12 protein-coding genes are annotated in these 13,531 nt (G+C 55.9%); 5 read left to right on the plus strand and 7 right to left on the minus strand.

Annotated features, from left to right (window positions below; translation table 11 throughout):
• Window positions 1-9 precede the first annotated feature (9 nt).
• From AC2FJF_RS11960 to AC2FJF_RS11985, 6 genes are all read right to left on the minus strand, one after another.
• On the minus strand, window positions 10-933 hold the full coding sequence (locus tag AC2FJF_RS11960) for an oligopeptide/dipeptide ABC transporter ATP-binding protein (protein ID WP_496725604.1): 924 nt from the start codon (window positions 931-933) through the stop codon (window positions 10-12).
• Window positions 930-1,910, minus strand: coding sequence for an ABC transporter ATP-binding protein (locus AC2FJF_RS11965; RefSeq protein WP_496725605.1), 981 nt, complete (start codon window positions 1,908-1,910; stop codon window positions 930-932). Before AC2FJF_RS11965 ends, AC2FJF_RS11960 begins: the two co-directional genes overlap by 4 nt.
• Window positions 1,907-2,764, minus strand: coding sequence for an ABC transporter permease (locus AC2FJF_RS11970; protein ID WP_496725606.1), 858 nt, complete (start codon window positions 2,762-2,764; stop codon window positions 1,907-1,909). The genes AC2FJF_RS11965 and AC2FJF_RS11970 overlap by 4 nt, the downstream gene beginning before the upstream one ends.
• A 12-nt stretch (window positions 2,765-2,776) precedes the next feature.
• A complete protein-coding gene (locus tag AC2FJF_RS11975; RefSeq protein ID WP_108859860.1) occupies window positions 2,777-3,715 on the minus strand; it encodes an ABC transporter permease in 939 nt (312 codons plus the stop codon).
• A gap of 86 nt (window positions 3,716-3,801) precedes the next feature.
• Window positions 3,802-5,367, minus strand: a complete 1,566-nt coding sequence (locus AC2FJF_RS11980) for an ABC transporter substrate-binding protein (protein WP_496725607.1) — start codon at window positions 5,365-5,367, stop codon at window positions 3,802-3,804.
• Window positions 5,368-5,388: 21 nt separating this feature from the next.
• Complete coding sequence (locus AC2FJF_RS11985) at window positions 5,389-7,365, minus strand: CocE/NonD family hydrolase (RefSeq protein ID WP_496725608.1); 1,977 nt, start codon at window positions 7,363-7,365, stop codon at window positions 5,389-5,391.
• A gap of 129 nt (window positions 7,366-7,494) precedes the next feature.
• Here AC2FJF_RS11985 and AC2FJF_RS11990 point away from each other — a divergent pair, with 129 nt between their 5' ends.
• Complete coding sequence (locus AC2FJF_RS11990) at window positions 7,495-8,256, plus strand: helix-turn-helix transcriptional regulator (RefSeq protein ID WP_496725609.1); 762 nt, start codon at window positions 7,495-7,497, stop codon at window positions 8,254-8,256.
• Window positions 8,257-8,918: 662 nt separating this feature from the next.
• Here the strand turns inward: AC2FJF_RS11990 and AC2FJF_RS11995 are convergent.
• The gene (locus AC2FJF_RS11995) at window positions 8,919-9,572 is read right to left on the minus strand and encodes a TetR family transcriptional regulator C-terminal domain-containing protein (protein WP_496725610.1); all 654 of its coding nucleotides are present in this window, start codon (window positions 9,570-9,572) and stop codon (window positions 8,919-8,921) included.
• Window positions 9,573-9,681: 109 nt separating this feature from the next.
• Here AC2FJF_RS11995 and AC2FJF_RS12000 point away from each other — a divergent pair, with 109 nt between their 5' ends.
• From AC2FJF_RS12000 to AC2FJF_RS12015, 4 genes are read left to right on the plus strand one after another with little or no spacing between them, the layout of a single operon-like run.
• Window positions 9,682-10,551 (plus strand): ABC transporter permease, encoded by an 870-nt coding sequence (locus AC2FJF_RS12000; RefSeq protein WP_496702811.1) that lies wholly within the window; start codon window positions 9,682-9,684, stop codon window positions 10,549-10,551.
• Window positions 10,548-11,336: an ABC transporter permease gene (locus AC2FJF_RS12005; protein WP_109310914.1), complete on the plus strand. Its 789-nt coding sequence runs from the start codon at window positions 10,548-10,550 to the stop codon at window positions 11,334-11,336. Before AC2FJF_RS12000 ends, AC2FJF_RS12005 begins: the two co-directional genes overlap by 4 nt.
• A complete protein-coding gene (locus tag AC2FJF_RS12010) occupies window positions 11,333-12,430 on the plus strand; it encodes an ABC transporter ATP-binding protein (RefSeq protein ID WP_496725611.1) in 1,098 nt (365 codons plus the stop codon). The genes AC2FJF_RS12005 and AC2FJF_RS12010 overlap by 4 nt, the downstream gene beginning before the upstream one ends.
• 17 nt (window positions 12,431-12,447) lie before the next feature.
• Window positions 12,448-13,509 (plus strand): extracellular solute-binding protein, encoded by a 1,062-nt coding sequence (locus AC2FJF_RS12015; protein ID WP_109310916.1) that lies wholly within the window; start codon window positions 12,448-12,450, stop codon window positions 13,507-13,509.
• Window positions 13,510-13,531 lie beyond the last annotated feature (22 nt).

Consider the following 13,531-nt stretch of genomic DNA (forward strand, 5'->3'; position numbering starts at 1 on the left):
GATTTCCTACTACGACAACGGCGCCAGACAACGCAGCCCGTGGCCGCCGTCCACTTCCCATTGTGGGGTCTGAGTGCAAATGTCCTTTGCAAAAGGACAGCGTTCACGGAATTCACATCCAGAGGGGCGTTTGAGCAGGCTGGGAGGCTCACCTTTTAGGGCGATCCGTTCCAACCGCGCATCCGGATCGGGTTCAGGGTTGGCGCTTAACAGGCAGCGGGTGTATGGGTGGCGCGGATCGCTGAAAATCGTCTCGGTTGTGCCTTCTTCTACCAACCGACCCAGATACATGATGCCCATTCTGTCGGCCACGTGGCGTACGACGCTGAGGTTATGGGTGATGATTACCATCGCCAGACCCAGCCGTTCGCGCAGATCGTTGAGTAGATTCAAAAGTTCACCCTGTACCGACACGTCGAGGCCTGCGGTCGGTTCATCCGCGAGGATCAATTTCGGCTCCAGCGCCAGCGCTCGGGCCACGCCTACTCGCCGCGCTTGCCCACCCGACAACTGGTAGGGATAGCGATCTGCAAAATGCGTGGGCAGATTGACCATTTCCAGCAGTCGCTTGGCTTCTGCATCCAGATCTTTGTCTTTCATACCCTGAATACGGTAAGGCTCAGTGATCAGGCTGCGGATTGTCAGACGCGGCGACAGGCTTCCCACCGGATCCTGAAACATCATTGCCATGTCTTTACGCAGCGGACGCATGACACGTTCCGGCGCGCCGCGAATTTCCTGGCCCTCAAAAGTGACTGAGCCGTCTTGCGCAGGCGCAAGACCCGCAATGGCGCGAATAACAGTCGTTTTGCCAGAACCGCTTTCGCCAACCAGCGCGTAAGTCTCGCCGGGTTGCACGGTAAAGCTGACACCAGCCAAAACATTGACTGGGCCATAGCTAGTTTTAAGGTCCACGACGTTCAGCAAGCTCATGTTGTGACCTCCTCGTGGTTTAGCCAGCATGCGGCGTGATGGCCTTCTTTCAATTGATCCAACGGCGGAACTTCGGTGGCGCACCGTGCCATCGCTTGATCACAACGATCGCGGAAGATGCAGCCACCCGGTAGGTTGGCCAGATCAGGCACTTCACCGGGAATGGTCGGCAAAACACGCGCTCGTTCTTTGATATGACCGGGGTCACATTCGATCAGGCGGCGTGTGTAGGGGTGTTTTGGGTTGTGAAAAATCTCACGTACGTCCCCGCTTTCGACAACCGCACCAGCATACATCACCACCACCCGGTCACAGAGTTCCGCGATCACGCCCAAATGGTGCGAAATAAACAGGATGGCACAGTGAAACTCGCGCTGCAGCTCTTGCAGGCGTTCGATGATCTGCACCTCTAACGTTGCGTCCAGCGCTGTCGTCGGCTCATCCGCGATCAAAAGGTCAGGTTCGGACATCAATGCCATTGCAATGGCGATCCGTTGGCGCATCCCGCCCGAGAATTCATGCGGATACTGCTTTAGGCGCGCCTCGGGATCAGGAATGCCAACAGCGCCCAGCATCTTGGCCGCGTGGGCCAGCTTGTCCGCCTTTGACTGTTTGGAGCGGTGCTGAATGTCCAGCATCTGCTGCCCAATGGTCAAAACCGGATTGTGCGTTTGCATCGGGTCCTGAAAAACGATGGAAATGTCCGCCCCGCGCAGATCGCGCATATGTCGTTCGGAGGCCTGCAGCAAATCTTGCCCCTTGAACCTGATCTCTCCTTCGCGGAACCGCGTATTAGGCGCTGTCAAACGCAGGATAGACGAGATCAGAGTGGACTTACCGCAGCCGGATTCCCCGACGATGCCAACGATTTCGCCCTTGTTGACGTCGAATGTAATGTCCCTCAGAGCTTTGAGGTCACCACGGCCTGTTTCGTAATCGACGCTGAGGTGGTCGATTTCCAGAAGTGTCTCGGTCATCGCTGCTTCCTCAGTTTCGGGTCAACCACGTCGCGCAGGCTTTCGCCCAGAAATGTGAAACCAAGCGTTGCCAAGATGATCGGCAGACCCCCGCCCACCACCAGCCACGGCGTTTGACGGATCAGAGAATAGCCATCCTTAAGCAAAGCACCCCAGCTGGGCGTCGGGGGTTTCACACCCAGCCCCAAAAAGGACAGGCCCGCCTCCAGCGCGATGACTGTCGGGATATCCATCGCCGCCAGCACAGCTAGAACGCCGATGATATTGGGCAGCATATGCACGCCTAGAATGCGCGCCATGCTGGCTCCCATCGACCGCTCGGCCAGAATGAATTCAGAATTGCGCAGGGTCAGCGTCTGGGTCCGGGCCACGCGCCCATAGGTCGGGATTGAGGTTGCCATGACCACGAACACCACAGTTTGCAGACTGGGTCCGACAAGAGCCACAACGGCCAAGGCGAACATCACCGTCGGAAAGGACCGGATGGTATCGAAGAACAACATCAGAAGGTTATCCAGCCATTTCGGCCCATACCCGGCAATCATGCCCAATGTCAGGCCAATCGCCATTGCACCGAACACGGCCGGCAATGCAACCTTGAGCGCAACCTGCCCCCCCGCGATGACCCGCGAAAACGTATCGCGCCCCAATTGGTCTGTACCCAGCAGATGTGCGGCGGACGGTCCTTGCAAGCGGGATTTGATATCCATCGCAATCGGATCATATGGAACGATCCAATAGGCGAAGATTGCGCAGAACACGATTACGCCGACGATGATCAGGCCCATAAGTCCAAGCGGGTCACGGGCGACGCCGATGATAATCTGCCCAAGTTCGGAACGAGATTTTTCCATAACGCTCCCTCCTCAATGAGCCGTGCGTGCGCGTGGGTCGAGCAACGCATTGATCAGGTCTGCCAACGCGGTCGACACCACGAACAACGCCGTTGATATGAGGACCGAACCCATAACAATCGGGTAGTTTCGGGTGGTGATGCTATCGATCACCAGTTTGCCCAGACCCGGTCGGGCAAAGACAATTTCTGCAAAAACGGCGGAGCTGAGAAGAAAGCCCATCCCTACCCCGATCACGGTAACGACCGGCAAAATGGCGATCCGCAGTGCATAAACCATGACCACGCGACGCTCGGCGATCCCAAAGGCGCGCGCGGTGCGCACATGGCTTTCGCCCATAACCTCGAGCATCGAAGCGCGTACAAGTCGAGCAATATAGCCGACCCAGCTGAGGCCGATGGCAAAGGCTGGCAGAACCAGATGGTCGAGGCGGTCCCAGAACCCCTCTCCGGCACCGATGGCGGGAAACCATTGCAAATGCACGGCGAATACCAGCAGCGCTAAAAGCGCGACAACAAAGGCCGGGGCAGCCACGAAGCTGACGGATATTGCGGCGGCGATCCGGTCGATCAGCGTGTTGGGATGCGCCGCCGCATAAGCACCAAGTGCAATACCTAGGCTTGCAGACCACAGGATTGATGCAAAAATCAGTTCCAGCGTGAACGGCAATTGCTGGAACACGATATCGGTCACGGAACGGCCCGAGAAAACATCGGTTCCAAGGTCACCCTGCAAAAGGTTTCCGTAAAAGATCAAAAGCTGTTTCCAGATCGGTTGATCAAGCCCCAGCGCCGCTGTGAGTTGGGCCTGAAGTTCGGGCGTGGCACGCGGGCCCAGCATGATCTGGACCGGATCGCCAGGCACGGCGCGGATCATCAGGAACATGACGGTGACCGCCACGAACAGGATAAGCAGCGACAGCCCGAAGCGACGGGTTGCAAAACTTAGCATGGCCAACTGGCTCCTTGTGGCTTGATGGCGTTCAATTTGGCACGGCGAGCGTTATGCGCCCGCCGTACCCGGTCGACCTGGGGAGGTCAGGTCGCCTTGCCGAAATAGCGAAGCAACGACAGGCCATCTGGCCGCAATGCGGGAATGACGCGAGCGCTGTGAATAACCGGCGTTGCCTCATGGGTGATGAAGCGATAGGCGCCGCTTTCTTCCATTAGATCCTGCGCGCGCTGATACATTTCCGCCCGCTTTGCGATATCCGTTTCCGCAGCCGCAGTTTCGTGAATTTCGTTGAATTCCGGGCTGCTAAAGCGTTCCCAGTTCCATTTTCCGATCTGTTCAGGCGTGAACCACGACGTCGCATAATACGGATCTGGGGTCATCGAAAAACGGTTCAAAACGAGCTGCAGGTTTTCATTGTCGCCGGACGCCCAGAATGCACCGGATTCCAAAACGTTCACCTCAACCGTGATCCCGATCTGCGCCAATGTCGCCTGAATGATCTGAGCGGTTGTTGTGAAGGTCGTCTTGTTCAACGTGTCTAGGGTCAGCGTGACGTTGGTTTCACCGGACTCCGCTAGCAACTGCGCCGCTTTTTCAAAGTCTGCCGCGGGTGGCACAAGCGAAGAGGACCGATGCCCAGCAAGACCCGGTGCGATGATGCCGGTTGATGGCTCAGCAGCACCAAAATACGCCGCCTCCAGAATGCTGGGGACATCCACCGCGTGCTGAATCGCCTGCCGCAGTTTTTGATTTTGCAGCTTTGGATGCTCAACGTTCATGCCCATCCAGACATAATAAAGCGACGGTTTCTCGACCAGCGATCCACCATTGGGAACCCCGGCACGATACCGTTCGACCGAACCCAGCGACACGCGGGTGACGTCCAGTTCACCGGCCTCAAAAGCGATCTCGGCGGTGTTTTCATCATCGATCGGATAGATCTCGACGGTGTCCCAAGTGGGCGCGTCCCCTTTCCAGTCGGGGTTGCGCTTAAGAACAGTCTTTTCCTTGGGCGACCAGCTGTCGCGCAGGTAAGGACCGGATTCCGCAACCGGATCAGCGCCGATCCGGCCACCGGCGGCTTCGACCGCGGATTTCGACACGATGTTGCCGGTAATGTACGGAAGGGCGATCGACCAGATCGGTGCGAACGGTTTGTTCAGTACAATCGTGCCTTCACGCTCACCGGTCACATCCACATGGCTGAATGGCCCCAGATCGGGCTTGTTCGGACTGTCGGTCGCGTCGTCCACGATCCGTTCCATGCTGAACTTGACGTCCTCGGCTGTCATGGCGCCAAATCCATTGGTGAACCCGATATCGTCACGCAACGCGAATTTGATATGCGTCGGATCGACCTGCTCGATCATCGTGGCGGCATCCATCTGCCAGCCCCATTCCTCGCCTGGTTTGTACTGGATCAGCTTGTTGTAGATCGAGGCATGAACCTCTTCTTCAACGACACCAACAGAATGGGCTGGGTCCATGTTCTGCGCATCGCCATAGGCTCGCACCCGCAGCACGCCGTCATCTGCAGCAAGCGCACGGTTCGCCCATCCCATCGGAAGCGCCGTAGCGGCCCCAAGCGCCGTTGCACCTTTCAGGAACCTCCGCCGACCTACATTGGCCTTTGTCCATTCGATCTTCATAGTATCCTCCCTTGGATTAAGTCACAGAAGCCCGCGCGGAATGGTTTCGGACCATTCCTTCGTCAAAACTTCGATTTCATCTGCACCTTCAGTGGCGCTTAGTTTGCGGTAGAGATAGAAATTTTGCGTGTCGCAGGTCATCCGGCATTCGGTTGAGATGGCGACCTGCCAATCCGCTCGTTCGAAGGTGAAATTCCAGGCGGTCTCGAAACATGCGGATGCCGGATCATCGGGGTGAATGCCGTAGTGCATGCGCACGTCGCTACCGACAGTCAGATCATGGTAGGGATCGCGCGCTTTGCCATAGTCATCATATGTCTCCAGAACGATCCGACCATTGTCAGTCATGATGCGTTCGGATTGCGCGGATGGCAGACGCAATTGTTCAGCAGCAAGAACCGGATAATCCTGCGCCGGGCCAGGTTCCGAGGCTTGAACCTCGTGCGTGACGCCGCGCACCGGCAGATGCAGGGCGCATTCCTGTAAGTGCAAAGTCACCTCGGCCGAACGGGGCGATGGCCAAACGATCGGCCAGTACGACGTCGTCAGCGCGAGTCGCAACACGTGACCCTCGCGCAGATGATGCGCGCACTCATTTAGGGCAATCTCGGCCTCATAGATTTCACCCGGTTGCAGGGTTTCGGGCGCTTCGTGGCTGCGGTAGTGGCACAGGTTCAACGGACGATAGCTGATGCGCTGCGATACTCCTTCGGGCGAGACATCGCACAGCCTTGCGACAAGCTGGGCAACGGGTTGATCCACCGAGAACCGGAATTTTAGCTTTGCGCGGCCCAGCAGTTCCAGCGGGGCTTGCAGCGGTGCGCTGTCAAAACACACCGACAGGGCATCATCCCTTGCCTGGTCGCCTGCAAGTTCATTGTCGATCCGCATGCCAGCGCAGAAATACCCGCCTTCCCCGCCGACATGACTGGGCGAGGCTATTGAAACCGTATTTGCCGCCGGTTCCTGCGAAAACCCGCCGAGTGTCAAATGCCAGACCTGTTCGGACACGTACGGCGACGGCCAGGTGGTTTCGGCAATCCAACGACCTTGCCGGGCAGAGTTGTGCGCCGTCGGATTAAAATGCTCCTGCATGTACGTTCGGTACGCGGGCAGGTCCTCGGCCCCATTTTCCTGCCCCTTCAGCCAGCGGTCAAACCAGCCGATCACTTCGGAATGAAAGTCTGCAGGATCAAGTTTAGAGATGTGAGGATAACGGTGTTCCCACGGCCCGATGATGGCTTTGGTTGGCACCGTCAGACTTGCCGCCAAAGCCGGGGGCGCATTGACATAAGCATCTGCCCAGCCGGTGATTGCCAAAACGGGGGTTTGGATCGCAGACCAATCCTCGCAAACCGATCCATGTTTCCAAAACGCGTCACGCGTTTGATGGTGCAGCCAATCTGCGGCAGAGAATGGAACGGTTTTTAGCCGAGCCAGCCAGTCCTCTCGCCAGTCTGCACGAAGGTCCGGATCAGCGGGGCGGGTCAAATAGGCAAACATCTGGCTGCCCCAGTTCATGTTGTCACTCAGCAGGCACCCGCCGATAAAATGGATGTCATCCGCATAGCGATCCACGGTCGAGGCGACGCTGACAACGGCCTTCAAAGCAGGTGGTTGCCGAAAGGCCAGTTGCAGGCCGTTGAATCCGCCCCACGATATTCCGATCATCCCGATATGACCGTCGCACCAATCCTGCGCGGCGATCCAGGCCAAGACCTCTTCACCATCGCGCAGTTCCTGCTCGGAGTATTCGTCGTCGAACTGCCCTTCGCTGTCCCCGGTGCCCGCGATGTCGACCCGGACGCAGGCATAACCTGCGTCGGCAAATACGGTGTGTGTCGTTTCATCTCTTGGCGCGGTGCCGTCGCGTTTGCGGTAAGGCAGGTATTCCAGAATTGCAGGGGCGGGACTGGATTCGGGCAACCAGATGCGCGCAGCCAACCGTCGCCCGTCGGCGAGCGTGATCCATGTGTTTTCGATAGGTTCAATTGGCATCTGGTCGCTTGTCTGTTGCAAAGTGATGCCGAAGAAGAAACCGATTTGCAGATAAAACAAATTGTGCGATCTTGCGCGAACTGACGCGAATTGTCGTGATATAGCGTCAGAACGCGAAAGGTTTTGCCTATGTCAGAGAATTTTTCTGCCAACCTGCGATCATTATGCGCAGAGCATGGGAACATTTCGCAGATTTGCCGAGATATCGGCGTCAACAGACAGCAGTTCAATCGCTACCTGAACGGCGCCAGCCTGCCGTCTGCTCACAACATGCGCCGTATTGCGCGTCATTTCGACCTGACAGAAGCCGACCTATTCGCGGAAACAGCAAGTTTCGAACGAATGCTCAAGCGTGCTCTGCCACAAGCCGGGAATACACCTACGGACGCGTTTCTGGGCCCTTTTCGGGGCCAGCAAAAAAACCTGCGACGTTACGTAGGCTTCTATCATTCCTATTTCTGCACGCCGTCCTGGGAAGGTAAGATTTTTTGTTCCCTGATCCGAATTCAGGAAAGTGACGGACTGTTCACTATTCGATCCCGGGAAATTGCCACCTCGCCAGACAAGAGCACACACCAGATTTCGCGTTACTCTGGTCTAGTGACGATGCGGGGTAACAGGATATTCGTGACCGAACATGAGCTGGCGCGCGAAGGCAGCGTCGCCAATACGATTTTGTATTCCGCACACCGCCAGCAACTAAAATATCTGCGCGGCATGACCATGGGCGTCGCCTGGCGCCCATACCCGCACCCCTACGCAGCCAAAACAATCTGGAAGCGCTTGCACGAGCGCGTATCAGCACGCGAGGCCATTGCCTCCTGCGGTATCTACCCTGCCCAAAGCAATAGGATCGATCCAACTGTCCGGAAGCACCTTTACGAGATTTGAAGCGCCGAAGCGACACAAGCGGCGGCACATTTTCTTTGGTGCGGCATCCAATTCCGGTGGCAATTTTTGATCCAAGGTTCGCGAAATCTGATGTGTCGATCAGCCTGATAACGCGACTTCATTTCCTACCGCTCTGATTCCAGGATTTGAAGCCTGAGATAATTTAGCGCCAGCTTTGCAAGAAGGCCCTGTTGACGCCATGGCATGAACCTTCTCCACTGCTTTAGCCAACACTAACCTAGGATCAGGACTCGTTGTTGCTTCATAGCTATCAACCTTGAAAAGTTCTCACCAAAGGCAGAAACCGCTACGATGTTCGGAGGTCTTCACGCTTTTTGCCTTTGATGGTTCCATGCCCCATCGCTAATTCTCTACAAGATTGGGCGGCAGCACTATTGGGATCCAAGCGGCAATCGACTGGGAATACGCAATTGAAAGGCTTTGGCTACGAGAGGGGCTGAAAGTGCCCCTAAAACAACCGATGAAAGGACGGCTCTGGCTGAATCCCTCTCGGGACATTGCGTTGCAATGCCCTGCTGGGCAATGGATAGGTCGCGTGTTCGGCTGGATGGCGCTTAGTAGCTGGGGGTATCACCAGTACCGGTTGTCGGCTTTCCAAGAAGGGGTTTTGTCTCTACGTCCAATCTGAGCGTCGCCAAGGCTCATAACATGAATTTGCCTGGGAAAAGCCCGCCTAAAAACCTTCGAATAAGTTCCGCAGAGCGTCGTCGCGAAAACATCTGCATATCGGTCAGGTAATTTACCCACATACCTTCCAGCAAGGCCAGAGTTCCGCTGGTGGCATCATCCACCAAGTTCGGATCTTGCTCGTTTTGTTGGGCTATCTCCAAGAACGCACGCCGCAAAGTCTCGACAAGTTTGGGGTCCTGAGTGCTGCTGTATCGGGCAATACCTGGGTGTGAACTTGCGATGCCTCGGAATGCATGCCAGATTTTCGTACTTCGTGGATTGAGCAAAGCTTCGGACAGATCCGCCTCGATCACAGCCATCACTCGGTCTTCGGGCGATGCATCCGAGCCCAGATCGGTCATTTTGTCCATCTCGGCATAATACTCAGTACTGAAATGCTGGGCCGCAGCGGTCAGCAAATTGTCCTTCCCCCCGAAATGCAAATGGATCATTCCGCGCGACAGACCTGAGCGCTCGCAGATGCGACTGACCGAGGTATCGGTGACTCCAATATCAGCAATAGTATCCAGTGTCGCCTTGATCAGAAGCTGCCTGTTGGCTTCTGGATCGCGCTTCGAACTACGCTTTCTTCCTTTAGGATCTGTCACTCTATTCAATGATTCCATTATCTTAGGGTCTTCTCATATGGGCCGCTCACAGGGAGATTGACACGAAAGGCCTTTCTGGCGCAACATTAAATGGACGATCGTCCATTAGCGACTCGTAAGTACCGAGATGGGAGATAGGGTGATTTTTCGTAGCGAAGCGTCCCGGGGTTATACCCTCAGCGCACCAGCCACGGCATACGTGGGATTTCTGGTGGCGGCGCCTTTGGTGATCCTGATTGCCTATTCGTTCTGGACCCAAACCTACGTAACGCTCGACAAGACACCGACGTTGAAAAACTATAGCGACGCGTTTGCTGATCCGCTGGTTCGACACTTAATGCTAAGGTCGATCTGGATTGCCGGAGCAGTTACGGTAGTCACTGTCGCATTGGCCTATCCCATTGCGTACTTCATCGCGATGAAGGCCCGGAAAAAGACCATCTGGCTTCTGCTCATCACCATTCCGTTCTGGTCCAGCTATCTGCTGCGCGTATTTGCCTGGAAACTCATCCTTGGGTTCAACGGGGTGATGAATTCTGCACTGCTGATGCTTGGTCTGATTGACGAACCGCTCGACTTCTTGCTTTATAATGAATTCGCAGTCGTGCTGACGCTTGCTCATGCGTGGGCCCCTTTTGCGATCCTGCCGATCTATGTCTCGTTGCAGAAGATCGATCCAAGTCTGTTGGAGGCCGCCACAGACCTCGGCAACAGCCCTTTGCAACGCTTCATGCGGGTGACGCTGCCGCTGACGATCCCGGGGATCATTGCTGCTTGCCTGATCATCTTCATTCCGACTGTCGGCGACTACGTAACGCCCGCACTGGTCGGCGGATCGGACGGGAAGATGATTGCCAATCTTATTCAGGTCCAGTTTGGTGCCGCAAACAATTGGCCGCTCGGAGCTACGCTGTCACTGATCGCAATGCTGTCGGTTGGCTTCGTCGCCATTGTCTTTGTCATTACCGCCACCCGGCTTGGGAGGCGGATCAGATGAAACGTCCTTCGACCCTGACAGCTTACGCTTTCCTGTATTTGGTTTTTCTGTACCTGCCGGTCCTTTTCCTGCCCTTGTTCTCGTTCAACAGCGGTACAATCGTTGCCTTTCCGATCAAGGGCTGGACGCTGGACTGGTATCGGAAGCTGGGCGAGCAGGATACGTTGATCCAGGCCCTTTGGAATTCGCTGGGTGTCGGCACGGTCGTCGCACTTCTATCCACCGCTATGGGGCTTTTTGCTGCTCGTGCCTTTGTTCGCTATCGTTTTCGGGGTCAGCGTGCAGCTGAAGGACTGGTGATGCTGCCTTTGGTTATTCCGGGCATTATCGTGGCTTCGTCAATGCTGGTTCTGTTTCTGTTTCTCGGTCTCAAACCATCTCTGCTCACCGTTGTTCTGGGCCATACGTTCCTCGCCTTGCCATTTTCCGTTTCGATCTTGAAGTCCGCGTTCGATGACTTCGACGCGTCGCTGGAAGAGGCATCTTACGATCTGGGCGTCGGCGTGTTCGAAACCTTCCGCCGCGTGACACTGCCGGTCGTTTCCCCCGGTATCATAGCCAGTATGCTGGTCACTTTTACGGTTAGCTTCGATGAGTTCGTCCTGGCCTTTTTCCTGTCCGGCAACCAGCCAACCCTGCCGGTCTATATCTGGAGCCAGATCCGTTTCCCCGCCAAGCTTCCAAACGTTTTGGCCTTGGGCTCTATCCTGCTGCTCACCTCGGTTCTGCTTTTGGTACTGGCCGAGTACTTCCGCCGCCGCTCATCCGCATCAGAGGTCCGATGACAGACAGAAACATCATAGAACTCAGGGGCGTCGAGAAACGCTATGGCACATTCCTGGCGGCCAGCGGGATCGATCTCGATCTCAAAGAGGGCGAGTTTTTCTCACTCCTCGGCCCCTCGGGATGCGGCAAGACTACGGTATTGCGGATGATCGCGGGTTTCCAGGAACCGACCGAGGGCACTGTGCTGATCGACGGTCAGGATATGGAAGGTGTGCCTGCCAACAACCGCCCAACAAACATGGTCTTTCAAAGCTACGCCATCTTCCCGCACCTGAACGTCGGGAACAACGTGGCCTATGGATTACGGGGCAAGGCCCCCAAGGCAGAGATCGACCAGCGCGTAGCCGAAGCCCTGGAAATGGTCGAGCTAGGAGGTCTTCAGGATCGCGGCGCTAGTGAATTGTCGGGTGGGCAGCGGCAAAGGGTGGCGCTTGCCCGCGCGCTGATCATGCGACCCAAAGTATTGTTGCTGGACGAGCCCTTGTCAGCACTCGACAAGAAGCTGCGCGAACAGATGCAGTTTGAAATGCGCAACCTGCAGCAATCGCTTGGCATCACCTTTGTGATGGTCACCCATGACCAATATGAGGCGATGACCATGTCCGATCGTATTGGCGTGATGTTCAATGGACGGCTCAAGCAGGTGGACACACCAACCACGCTTTATGCCCGGCCTTGTGATCAGCAAGTGGCCAGTTTCATCGGTGAGATGAACATTCTACCTGCCCAGTTATTGGGCGAATCCGGCAATATGTTGTCGATCGATGCAGCCGCCTTCGGGCGGATTGAGATTGAGAGAAATCCCAACGTTGCGACCAGCTCTAAAGACATGAACATCGGTATTCGCCCGGAACAATTGGAAATCGCTGCTGAAAAGCCCGAAGACTATCCATCAACGGTTCAGGGCACTGTCAGCAACGTCGCTTTTTATGGCGAGAACATTCACTACCACATTCGGGTGGCGGGAGCTGAGAAACCAATCTCGGTCTCAGTTCCAAACTATTTCCACACGGTCGATTTCAAACGCGGCGACGCAGTTTGGCTGGGGCTTCAGGGGGCAAGCGTGATCGATCTAGGTACAGACACAAAGTAAAATAGTGGGAGGATAAAATGAGACTTCAGGGAATTGCGGCCTTCGCATGTGCGACGGCGATAAGTACGGGAAGTGCCATAGCAGGTGGCGCCGATCTGACGGTTTTTGACTGGTCGGGATATGAAGATCCCGGGTTCTTTGCCAGCTACATGGAAAAATACGGGAATGAGGCACCAAGCTATTCCTATTTCGGAAGTCAGGAAGAAGCCTTTACGAAACTAAGTTCGGGTTTCACGGCTGATCTGGCGCATCCTTGTTCTGACGCGGTCCGGAAATGGGTCGCAGCCGACCTGATCCAGCCGCTGGATGAAAGCAAACTGACCAACTGGGCCGATGTTCTGCCCGAGATCAAGGAAGTCGACGCCATCGTCCTAGACGGCAAGCTTTACATGTTGCCGTTCGAGTGGGGGAACACGGGCCTTATCTACCGCACCGACAAAATCTCAGGCGATGATATTTCGCTACAAATGCTGGCGGACCCGGCCTATGCAGGCAAGATCGCCGTCCCGGATGCCGCGTCATCTGCGTACGCCCTGGCTGCGCTGGCCACTGGAAACGCCGACGATTATACCAATCTGAGCGACGAGCAGTTCAAGGAAGCATCTGATTTCCTGCGCTCGATCCACCCGAACATGCGCTTTTACTGGTCCGATGCGGGTCAATTTGATCAGGCCATGACCAGCGGTGAGATCGAATTGGGTTGGGCCTGGAACCAGTCAGAACTGAACCTGATCTGGAACGAAGTGCCTGCCGCGATGATGCGTGATGTCGATAAGGGCATCGCGACTTGGGCGTGCGGTTACGTGCATCTGAAGTCTTCCACGACTCCGGTCGATCAGGTCTACGATCTGTTGAACGCGCTCACTGACCCTGCCAGCGGTCAGTACATCATCGACAACTGGGGCTACCCACATTCCAACGCAAAAGCGTTCGAAGTTGCCGATCAGGCCAACATCGAAGCCTATGGTTTTGCTGACCCTAAAAGCTTCTTCGAAGGCAGTTTGTTCTTTGATGCGGTGAATCCCGAGCTTGAGGCGAAAATGCTGGCAGAATTTGAACGGATCAAAGCCGGCTTCTAACACAACCACTTTTCCGGGGCCT

The organism is Ruegeria sp. CDSB013 (genome assembly GCF_059611165.1).

Bases quoted from the DNA above. Each gene is read 5' to 3' on its own strand.
- AC2FJF_RS11975 (WP_108859860.1), bottom strand. From the start codon at position 3,715: ATGCTAAGTTTTGCAACCCGTCGCTTCGGGCTGTCGCTGCTTATCCTG.
- AC2FJF_RS12000 (WP_496702811.1), top strand. From the start codon at position 9,682: ATGGGAGATAGGGTGATTTTTCGTAGCGAAGCGTCCCGGGGTTATACC.
- AC2FJF_RS11990 (WP_496725609.1), top strand. From the start codon at position 7,495: ATGTCAGAGAATTTTTCTGCCAACCTGCGATCATTATGCGCAGAGCAT.
- AC2FJF_RS11960 (WP_496725604.1), bottom strand. From the start codon at position 933: ATGAGCTTGCTGAACGTCGTGGACCTTAAAACTAGCTATGGCCCAGTC.
- AC2FJF_RS11985 (WP_496725608.1), bottom strand. From the start codon at position 7,365: ATGCCAATTGAACCTATCGAAAACACATGGATCACGCTCGCCGACGGG.
- AC2FJF_RS11980 (WP_496725607.1), bottom strand. From the start codon at position 5,367: ATGAAGATCGAATGGACAAAGGCCAATGTAGGTCGGCGGAGGTTCCTG.
- AC2FJF_RS12010 (WP_496725611.1), top strand. From the start codon at position 11,333: ATGACAGACAGAAACATCATAGAACTCAGGGGCGTCGAGAAACGCTAT.
- AC2FJF_RS12015 (WP_109310916.1), top strand. From the start codon at position 12,448: ATGAGACTTCAGGGAATTGCGGCCTTCGCATGTGCGACGGCGATAAGT.
- AC2FJF_RS11995 (WP_496725610.1), bottom strand. From the start codon at position 9,572: ATGGAATCATTGAATAGAGTGACAGATCCTAAAGGAAGAAAGCGTAGT.
- AC2FJF_RS12005 (WP_109310914.1), top strand. From the start codon at position 10,548: ATGAAACGTCCTTCGACCCTGACAGCTTACGCTTTCCTGTATTTGGTT.
- AC2FJF_RS11970 (WP_496725606.1), bottom strand. From the start codon at position 2,764: ATGGAAAAATCTCGTTCCGAACTTGGGCAGATTATCATCGGCGTCGCC.
- AC2FJF_RS11965 (WP_496725605.1), bottom strand. From the start codon at position 1,910: ATGACCGAGACACTTCTGGAAATCGACCACCTCAGCGTCGATTACGAA.